This window comes from Gordonia iterans (genome assembly GCF_002993285.1).
GTDB classification, from domain to species: Bacteria; Actinomycetota; Actinomycetes; order Mycobacteriales; family Mycobacteriaceae; genus Gordonia; species Gordonia iterans.
Genome location: NZ_CP027433.1, coordinates 3522084 through 3532127, shown reverse-complemented (window position 1 = coordinate 3532127; position 10044 = coordinate 3522084). Strand labels below are relative to the sequence as shown.

Annotated in this window: 1 protein-coding gene (cut by a window edge); it reads left to right on the top strand. The window is 65.9% G+C overall.

Annotated features, from left to right (window positions below; genetic code table 11):
• Positions 1-28: 28 nt before the first annotated feature.
• Positions 29-10044, top strand: the 5' end (the start) of a protein-coding gene (locus tag C6V83_RS16020; RefSeq protein ID WP_159067541.1) for a non-ribosomal peptide synthetase. The gene runs 10606 nt beyond the window's last position; only the first 10016 of its 20622 coding nucleotides appear in the window; the start codon lies at positions 29-31; the stop codon falls past the right edge of the window.

Genomic DNA, 10044 nt, shown 5'->3' with positions numbered 1-10044 from the left:
CGATATGACGTCGAAGGAGGGGGATCCAGTGCCTGAGGTGAGCGAGCGCGGCAGCCATGAGGCGGCAGCCGCGCTGGTCTTCGGGAATCGACGGGTCTCACGTGCCGAATTCAACGCCCGCGTCGCTACACTGGCCCGGAAACTGATCGCCGCGGGAGTCGGGCCGGAGGTAGCGGTCGCCGTCGCCATGCCGCGCTCCGTAGAACTGCTGGTCTCGCTGCATGCGATCGAGGCCGCCGGCGGCCAGTTCGTCCCGCTCGACATCGACGCGCCCGAGGGCCGCACCGAGTACATGGTCACCACCGCCGGTGCAGATCTCGTACTCATTCGGGCAGGCGACCTACCGGCGTCGGTCCGCGGTCTGGGCGAACGCGTGCGTCTGCTCTCGGTGGACTGCGCCAGCGAGGTCGATCTCGCGGCGTGCCCGCTCGATGACGACGAGCGGCTCACGCCGCTGCTCCCGGAGAATGCCGCGTATACGCTGTTCACCTCGGGATCGACGGGACGGCCGAAGGGCGTCACGGTCGCTCATCGCGCGATCGTCAACCGTCTTGCCTGGATGCGCGACTGGTCGTCGCTGGGAAGCGAGGACATCTTCCTGCAGAAGACCCCGATCACCTTCGACGTGTCCGTTCCCGAACTGTTCCTCCCGATGACGATCGGGGCGACGCTGGTCATCGCCGAACCCGGGCGGCACGGCGATCCGCAGTACCTGTTCGACCTGATCAAGCGTGAGCAGATCACCGTCGTGCACTTCGTCCCGTCCATGGCGGCGGCTTTCCTGGACATCCTCGGGGACCGGATCCGGCAACTCACGTCGGTTCGCATGATCTTCGCCTCGGGTGAGGCCCTCCCGCCGGCGGTCGCTCAGCGCTTGCTCGACGTGTTCCCGCACGCCGAACTGCACAACCTGTATGGACCCACCGAGGCCGCCGTCGAGGTGATCGGCCAGCAGGTGCGGCGCGGAGACGAGACCGTGCCGATCGGATCACCGGTGCCCGGTACGACGTCGTATGTGCTCGACGACCGGTTGCAGTTGGTGCCGACGGGAGTGCCGGGAGAGCTCTACCTCGGCGGTGTTCAGGTGGCGCGCGGTTATGCGGCTGCGCCTGCGCTGACTGCGGAGCGCTTCGTTGCAGACCCGTTCGGCCAGCCGGGCGAGAGGCTCTATCGGACCGGTGACCTGGTTCGCTGGAACAAGCGCGGAGAGATCGACTACCTCGGTCGCACCGACTTCCAGGTGAAGTTGCGCGGTCAGCGCATTGAACTCGGCGAGATCGAAGCAGCGATTGCCGACGTACCCGGCGTGGTGCATGCTGCCGCGACGGTGCTTGAGGCTCCGGGCGGCGGGGAATTCCTGGTCGGTTACGCAGCACCGTCGTCTGTCGACCTCGAGCAGGTCAAAGGCGGCGTCGAGACCGCGCTGCCGGAATACATGCGGCCGAGCGTGTGGGTACTGCTCGATGACGTGACGCTGAACACCGCCGGCAAGCTGGACCGGAAGGCGTTGCCGGCGCCCGACTTCGACGTGGCCGAGACGCAGTACGTCGCGCCCGAGACGGACGCTGAGAGGATTGTCGCGGAAGTCTTCGCCGATGTCCTCGGCGTGGAGCGGGTGTCGGTGACCGGAAGCTTCTTCGACGCCGGCGGCAACTCGCTCTCGGCGATGCGACTGGTAGCCCGCGCCGGAGAGTCGCTCGGCGTCGAATTCTCCGTGCGCGACCTGTTCGATGCCCCGACGGTGCGCGAGCTTGTTGCGGCAGTGGCTGATCGTGCGCCGGCGCTGCCACCGGTGACTGCGGCGATGCCGCGCCCGGAGATGATTCCGCTGTCGTTCGCCCAGCAGCGCATGTGGTTCATCAACCGCCTGGATCCGTCGGCGCCGACGTACAACATTCCGTCCGCGTTCCGGTTGCGTGGAGCGGTGGATCTGGACGCGCTGCGCCAGGCGGTCTCTGATGTGGTTGCCCGGCATGAGGTGTTGCGGACGGTGTTCCCCGATCGAGAGGGCGTGCCGTACCAGCTGGTCGTCGAGGCCGGTGAAGCGGATACCAGGCTGGATTGGCGGGTCGTCGAGACCACGGAGGAGGTGCTGGCTGAGCTGCGGCGCGGGTTCGATGTGACCATCGAACTGCCGGTGCGGGTGCGGTTGGTGGCCGAGTCTGCCGATTCGCTGGTGCTTGCTCTGGTGGTGCATCACATCGCCTTCGACGGTCAGTCGTTCGGACCGATGGTGGGTGATCTGCTCACCGCGTATGCCGCGCGCAGCGTTGGTGCGGTGCCGGAGTTCGTGCCGCTTCCGGTGCAGTACTCCGATTACTCGGTGTGGCAGCACGACGTGCTCGGTTCACCCGAGGACCCGGCATCGGTCATGGGCCGGCAACTGGCGTACTGGACGGATGTGCTGGCGGGCGTGCCCGAAGTGATCGAGTTGCCGACCGATCGGCCGCGTCCTGCGGTGTTCTCCTCGGCTGGTGATCAGGTGAAGTTCGCGATCCCGGCCAAACTCGGTGTGGAGATCGATCGGTTCGCTGCGGAGTCGGGTGCTTCCCGGTTCATGGTGTTGCACGCTGTGTTCGCGTCGCTGCTTGCCCGGATGTCGGGCGCGAGCGACATCGTGTTGGGCACGCCGATCGATGGTCGTGGTCCGCGCGGGCTGGATGCCCTGGTGGGCATGTTCGTCAACACGCTGGTGCTGCGGACGCAGATCGACCCGGCGGAGTCGTTCGAGGCGTTGATGGCGCGTACACGTGCGGCGGATCTGGATGCGCTCGCCCATGCCGAGGTGCCGTTCGAGTCGATCGTGGATGCGGTCGATCCGGTGCGCTCGGAGGCGTTCTCGCCGCTGGTGCAGGTGATTCTGTCGGTTGATCCGCTGGCGCAGGCCTCCGATGAGAGTGTGCCGGTCGGAGAGGTGACCGTGGAGCCGTTCGACGGCGCCGACACCCCGGCCCAGATGGACCTGAACCTCACCATCGCCGGTGCCGACGATGGGGCGTCGGACTGGACGGGTCTGCTGACGTTCGCTACCTCGATTTTCGATCACTCAACGATCGAAAAGTTGGGGGAGCGGTTCGTCCGACTGCTCGAGGGTGTGCTGTCGTCCCCGACCGCTCCGGTCGGCGACCTGACCTTGGTCGACGACGTCGAGTCGGCGACCGTTCGTGCCGAGTCGGTTGGCCCGGTGGAGCCGATCCTGGACGAGACGATCGCCGACGCGGTCGCTACACAGGTGGCGGCCCGCCCGGATGCGCTGGCTTTGGTGGCGGGGGAGCGCGAGTTCTCGTACGGCGAGTTCGGTGCCCGGATCGGCGAGTTGGCGCGGACGCTGATCGTTGCTGGCGTTGGTCCCGAGACTGCCGTCGGTGTGGTGATGGACCGCTCCGCAGAACTCGTGACTTCAGTCCATGCGGTGATGGCCGCCGGTGGCCAGTACGTGCCGATCGCTACCGATTCCCCGGCTGAGCGCGCCGAGTACGTGGCCTCAACCGCTGGCGTTCAGCTCGTACTGGTTGCCAACGGTGCCGAGGTCCCCGAGTTCGTCGCCGGATTGAACGTCCCGGTAATCGAAGTCGATTGCTCGAGCGAGCTCGCTGCCGACGCCAAGCCGTTGGATTCGTCCGAGCGTCTTGTTCCTCTGCGTGCTTCCGATGCCGCCTACACCCTGTTTACCTCGGGTTCGACGGGTCTGCCCAAGGGTGTGACCATCCCGCATGGTGCGGTGCGCAACTTTGTGGCGTGGTTCGACCAGACTGTTCCGGCCGGCGATCAGCGTTTGTTGTTCAAGACTCCGCATACGTTCGATGCGTCGGTGTTGGAGTTGTTCTGGCCGTTGGTGGCGGGCCAGACGATGGTGATCGCTGATGCCGGGGGCGAACGCGATCCGCAGTACCTCGCTGACGTGATGAACGCTGCCGACGTGAGCGTTGTGCAGTTCGTCCCGTCACTGCTGGCTGCGTTCTTGGACATCGTCGGCGATGAGCCGCTGTTGCCGAATCTGCAGGTGTTGTTCTCCGGTGGTGAAGCTTTGCCGCCGGCGGTGGCGAAGGATTTCCGTCGCCGGGTGCCGCAGGCCAAGGTGGTCAACCTATTCGGTCCGACCGAGGCCGCGGTCTACACGATGTCGGCAGTGCTCGATGAGGTCGATCAAGTGGTGCCGATCGGTGCGCCGATGGCGAATACGACTGCGTTCATCTTGGATTCGCGTCTGCATCCGGTGCCCGATGGTGTGGCCGGTGAGTTGTATCTGGGTGGTGTGCAGTCCGCACGCGGGTACGCCTCGCGTCCGGATCTGACCGCCGAACGCTTCATCGCCGATCCGTTCGGTGAAGCCGGTTCGCGTCTCTACCGCACCGGTGACCTGGTGAAGCGCAGCAGCGACTCCGGCGAACTCGAGTACCTGGGTCGCACCGACTTCCAGGTGAAGTTGCGTGGCCAGCGTTTGGAGCTCGGTGAGGTCGAGGCGGCGATCGCCGGGGTCGATGGTGTGGTGCATGCCGCGGCTCGTGTGGTCGAGGGCCCGGCGGGTGATCAGCTGGTCGGTTATGTCGCGCCGGCGTCGGTCGATACCAACGCCATCGCCGTTGAGCTGGCCAAGCAGCTGCCGGAGTACATGGTTCCGACCGCCTGGGTGACTTTGGCCGAGATGCCGTTGAACACGGCGGGCAAGGTGGATCGCCGCTCGCTGCCCGAGCCCGAGTTCGCTGCTGTTGAGTACGTGGCCCCCGAAACTCCGGAGGAAGAGACAGTCGCTGTGGTCTACGCCGACCTTCTCGGCGTCGACCGGGTGTCGGTGACCGAGAGCTTCTTCGATGCCGGCGGTAACTCGCTCGCGGCCATGCGTTTGGTCGCGCGGGTGAGTGACGCACTCGGTGTGCAGGTGTCGGTGCGCGACGTCTTCGACGCTCCCTCGGTGCGCGAACTCGTTGCGGAGGTCGCCGGCCGCGCCCCGGCGTTGCCGCCGGTCACCAAGGCAGATCCGCGTCCGGCGCAGATCCCATTGTCGTTCGCGCAGCAGCGGATGTGGTTCATCAACCGCTTCGATCCGTCGCTGCCGACCTACAACATTCCGGCAGTCATGCGGATTACCGGTGCCCTCGATGTAGCGGCACTGCAGGCGGCATTTGCTGATGTCGTGGCACGTCACGAGGTGCTGCGGACCACGTTCCCCGACGCCGATGGTGCGCCGGTCCAGGTAATCGCGCCCGAGTCTGCAGTCGCTGCGCAGTTGCCGTGGATCGAGGTCGAGTCTGAGGCCGAGTTGGTTGCGGAGGTCTCTGCGGGCTTCGACGTGACCGAGCAGTGGCCGATCCGTGCGGTGATCTGCCCTGTCGGTGCCGACGGGTTCGTGTTCGCTGTGGTCGCACACCACATCGCCACCGACGGTGAGTCGATGGGTCCGTTGGTCGCTGATGTGCTGACCGCGTACGCGGCACGCGCGGCCGGCCAGGAGCCGCCGTTTGCGCCTTTGCCGGTGCAGTTCGCCGACTTCGCGATCTGGCAGCGTGACGTGCTGGGCGCGCCGGATGAGGCGGATTCGGTGCTGGGTCGTCAGTTGTCGTACTGGCGCGATGCGTTGGCGGATCTGCCGGATGTGCTGGAGTTGCCCACGGATCGGCCACGCCCGGCGGTTGCTTCGTATGTGGGTGCTGAAGTCCGGTTCGAGATTCCGGCTCGGGTTTCTGAACGGGTCGCGGCGGTTGCCGGTGCTCATGACGTGACACCGTTCATGGTGGTGCACGGCGCGTTGGCGGTGCTGTTGGCGCGGTTGTCGGCGACGCAAGACATTGCGGTCGCTACGCCGGTTGCCGGTCGTGGGCAGGCCGAGCTGGACGCGCTGGTCGGCATGTTCGTCAATACGCTGGTGTTGCGTACCCAGGTCGATTCGGGTGTGTCGTTCACCGATGTGCTCGCACGTGTGCGTCAGGGCGATCTTGATGCTTTTGCGCATCAGGAGGTGCCGTTCGAGGCCGTCGTTGATGCGATCGATCCGGTGCGCAGTGAGGCCTTCTCGCCGCTGGCACAGGTGATGCTGTCGTTCGATCCGGGTGCCTCGATGCGAGGGATCGAAGCAGACGTGCAGGGTCTGCGGGTCGCTGGTGTGCCTGATCCGTTTGTTCCTGCCCAGGTCGATCTGACCTTCCGGGTGCTGCCCGATGGCGATGGCACCTGGTCGGGTGCGGTCGTCTATGCCACCGATCTGTTTGATGAGTCCACGGCGCGGTCGCTGGCCGATCGATTCGTGGCCTTCCTCGATGAGTTGACCAGCGACCCCGGTTCGGCTGTCGGCGATGTTGCACTGTTGGACCAGTCGGCCCGCGACGAGGTGCTCGCGGTGTCTTCGGGACCGGCGGTCCAGGCGCCTGCGCTGCCGATTGCCGATGCGGTGGCGGCGCAGGTGGCTGCGACTCCGGATGCCGCGGCGTTGGTGTTTGAGGGCCGTGAGGTTTCGTACGCCGAGTTCGGTGCCCGGGTGGCAACGTTGGCGCGTGAACTGATTGCCGCGGGTGTGGGCCCGGACGTCGCTGTTGGTGTGTGCATTGATCGCAGCGTGGAGTTGCTGGTCGCCATTCATGCGATCACCGCTGCCGGTGGCCAGTATGTGCCGGTCGACATCGCGGCGCCGGTTGAGCGTGCCCGGGTGATGCTCGATACGGCGGGCGCCCAGGTCGTGCTGGTCGCTGCGGGTACCGCGCCGGAACCGGTCGCCGGCTTGGAGTCGCGGGTTATCGAGGTCGACGGAGCCGCTGAGGTTGATCTCTCGGTTGCTGCGGTGACCGATGCTGAGCGCCTCGCGCCGTTGCATGGTGACAGCGCGTTGTACACGTTGTTCACGTCGGGTTCGACGGGCACCCCGAAGGGTGTGACGGTCTCGCATGAGGCGGTGCTGAACCGTCTGGTGTGGATGCGTGACGACTACGGTCTTGCCGCGGATGCTCGGTTCTTGCAGAAGACACCGTACACGTTCGATGTGTCGGTGTGGGAGTTGTTCTTGCCGCTCCTGATCGGTGCGCCTCTTGTGATTGCTCGTCCGGATGGGCATCGGGATCCGCAGTACTTGGCGTCGGTGATCGCTGAGGAGCAGGTGTCGGTGGTGCACTTTGTGCCGTCGATGCTCTCGGTGTTCCTCGATGTGGTCGGTGACGGTGTCGCGGCGTTGACGTCGTTGACCGAGGTGTTCACGTCGGGTGAAGCTCTGGCGCCGGCGATTGCGCAGGAACTGCTGACGGTGTTGCCGTCCACGGAACTGCATAACCTGTATGGCCCGACCGAGGCCGCGGTCGATGTGACTGCCGTGCAGGTGTTGCCGGGCGATGAGCTCGTCACCATCGGGCGTGCGGTCGCCAACACGACCGCTCTGGTTTTGGATGATCGTTTGCAGCCGGTCCCCGATGGTGTGCCGGGCGAGTTGTATTTGGGTGGTGTGCAGATCGCGCGGGGTTACGCTGCTGCGCCCGCGTTGACGGCAGAACGTTTTGTCGCTGATCCATTCGGTGAGCCGGGTTCGCGTCTGTATCGCACTGGTGACCTGGTCAAGCGCCAGGCCGGTGGCGATCTCGAGTACCTGGGTCGTACCGATTTCCAGGTGAAGCTGCGTGGTCAGCGTATCGAGCTTGGTGAGATCGAAGCGGTGATCGCCGGGGCTCCCGGTGTGGTGCATGCCGCAGCAACGGTGGCGCAGGCTTCGACCGGTGGCGAGTTCCTGGTCGGTTACGTCTCACCGGCGTCGGTGGATCTGGATTCGGTGAAGGAGCATGTGGCGGCGGCGTTGCCGGAGTACATGCAGCCGTCGGTGTGGAACCTGATCGACGACGTCGTTTTGAACAGCGCCGGCAAGCTCGACCGTAAGGCATTGCCCGCTCCGGACTTCTCTGCCGCGCAGAGTGAGTACGCCGCTCCGGTTGGCTCGGTGGAAGAGCAGCTGGCGGCCATTGTCGGTGGTCTCCTCGGGATCGATCGAGTGTCGGTCACCGAGTCGTTCTTCGCTCTCGGTGGCGATTCGATCATGTCGATCCGGTTGGCGTCGGCGGCGCGGGCGGCCGGCTGGGAGCTCTCGCCACGAGAGATCTTCGAGAGCCGCACCGTGCGCAAGATGGCCGCACTGGTCACAAATTCCGACCGGGGTGTTCAGGTGCTGGACGAGCTTCCGGGCGGAGGTGTCGGGGAATCTGTCATCAGGCCGATCACATCCTGGATGCTTGAGCACTCATCTCAGCCCTCGGACTTCGCTGATTTCGCACAGTCGATGGTGCTTGTTGCCCCGGCCGGCATGACGCCGGAGGCACTGGCCGACATCCTGGCCGCGATAGTCGCCGCACATCCTATGCTCTCGGCGCGACTGGAGATCGTCGACGAGGCGTGGACCCTCACCGCGGGCACTGAATTCGACGCCGCCGAGTCCGTGCTGTCCGTCCAGTCGACAAACGACAGCGGCACCGAAGAGTTCGGTGCCGACGTCCTGCGCGCCTACACCGAGGCGGTGTCCGGGATGGACCCGGCGGCAGGTCGTCTGCTCCGGGCATGCCTCGTCACCACCGGCGACGACCGGGCCCGGATCGTGCTGGCCATCCATCACCTCGGTGTGGACGCGGTCTCCTGGCCGATCCTGATCGAGGACTTGATCACCGCGTGGGCGCAGCACCAGGAAGGTAAGCCGATCTCCTTGCGAGCTGAAGGCACCTCGCAGCGGGCCTGGGCCGGTGCTGTCGCCGGACTGCGCGAGGAGTTCGAGGAACAGTCCGGCTATTGGCTGGAGCGGCTGCCGGAGCTGCCCACCGGACTGGGCAGCCGATTCGATGCAAGCCGGGATCGGGACAAGACCTCGGTCGCACTGGTCCACAACGTGGAGGGCGAGGTAGCCGACGAAGTACTCACGCGATTGCCGGAGGCATTTGGCGGCACCGTCGACGACGTGCTGCTGGGGACCTTCGCCCGCGCGGTTCGTGGTTGGCAGCGTTCGCGAGGAATCGATGCCGCTGCCACAGTATCGGTTCTCGCCGAAGGACACGGCCGCGACGAGCATTTGCTGGATCGTGGCGACGAGCCGCGGCGCGCGGATCTTTCGCGGACGGTGGGCTGGTTCACCACGCTGGCGCCGCTGAAGTTGGATCCGGCCGCCGACGTCGTGCACGCGATCAAGGCCGCCAAGGAGGAACGTCTCGGCACCCCCGACGGCGGAGCGGGATTCGGGGTGTTGCGGTACCGCGAGAATGGTGAACGCGCGATCGGTGATCTCGGATCGAGGCCGTTGCCGTCCATCCTGTTCAACTATCTTGGGGCGACCGGCGCCGCGGGTGTGGGCGTCGAGACGCCGTTCGCTACCGCCGGTGATGTGCCGCCACTACCGGGCAGCGTTCGAGGCGAGATGACCATGTCGGCCGCGCTCATCATCGATGCGATGAGTGTCGCCAGCGAGGATGGCCGCCGCCTGCAGGTGCGGTTCCGATTCCCGGAAGCCATGCTCCAGGCCGAAGACGTCCAACGTCTGGCCGATCAGTGGTCGGCGGAGCTCTCCGCCGCGGTGGAAGCAGGCCGGAACCAGATCGGTCTTTCGCCGTCGGACGTGCCGGGCTCGGGCATCACTCAGGAAGAACTCGACCTGATCGCGCTGGACCTTCCGGGGGCGCAGGTCTGGCCCCTGACGCCGCTGCAGGCCGGATTGTTCTTCCAGGCCGGCATGGTTCGCGACGACGAGCTGGACGTCTATCACGTGCAGGCGCGTGTGCAATTCGGCGACGTCGATACCGACCGACTGCAAGCGGCGATGGGTATCCTCCTGCAGCACCACGAGGTGCTGCGGTCCGGCTTCCGCCAGATCGAAGCCGGAGCGGTGGCAGTGGTACCCGACGATGTCGCGGTACCACTGCGCGAGGCGGACCTCGGAGACCTAGACGACGAAGCCGCGGAAGTGCGCCTGGCAGAGATCGCCGACACCGAGCGTGCGCAACGCTTCGACCTGTCGTCCCCGCCACTGATGCGGGCGATCCTGGTCCGCCACCCCAACGGTGCCGATCTGATCGTCACCTCGCACCATATTTTGTTCGA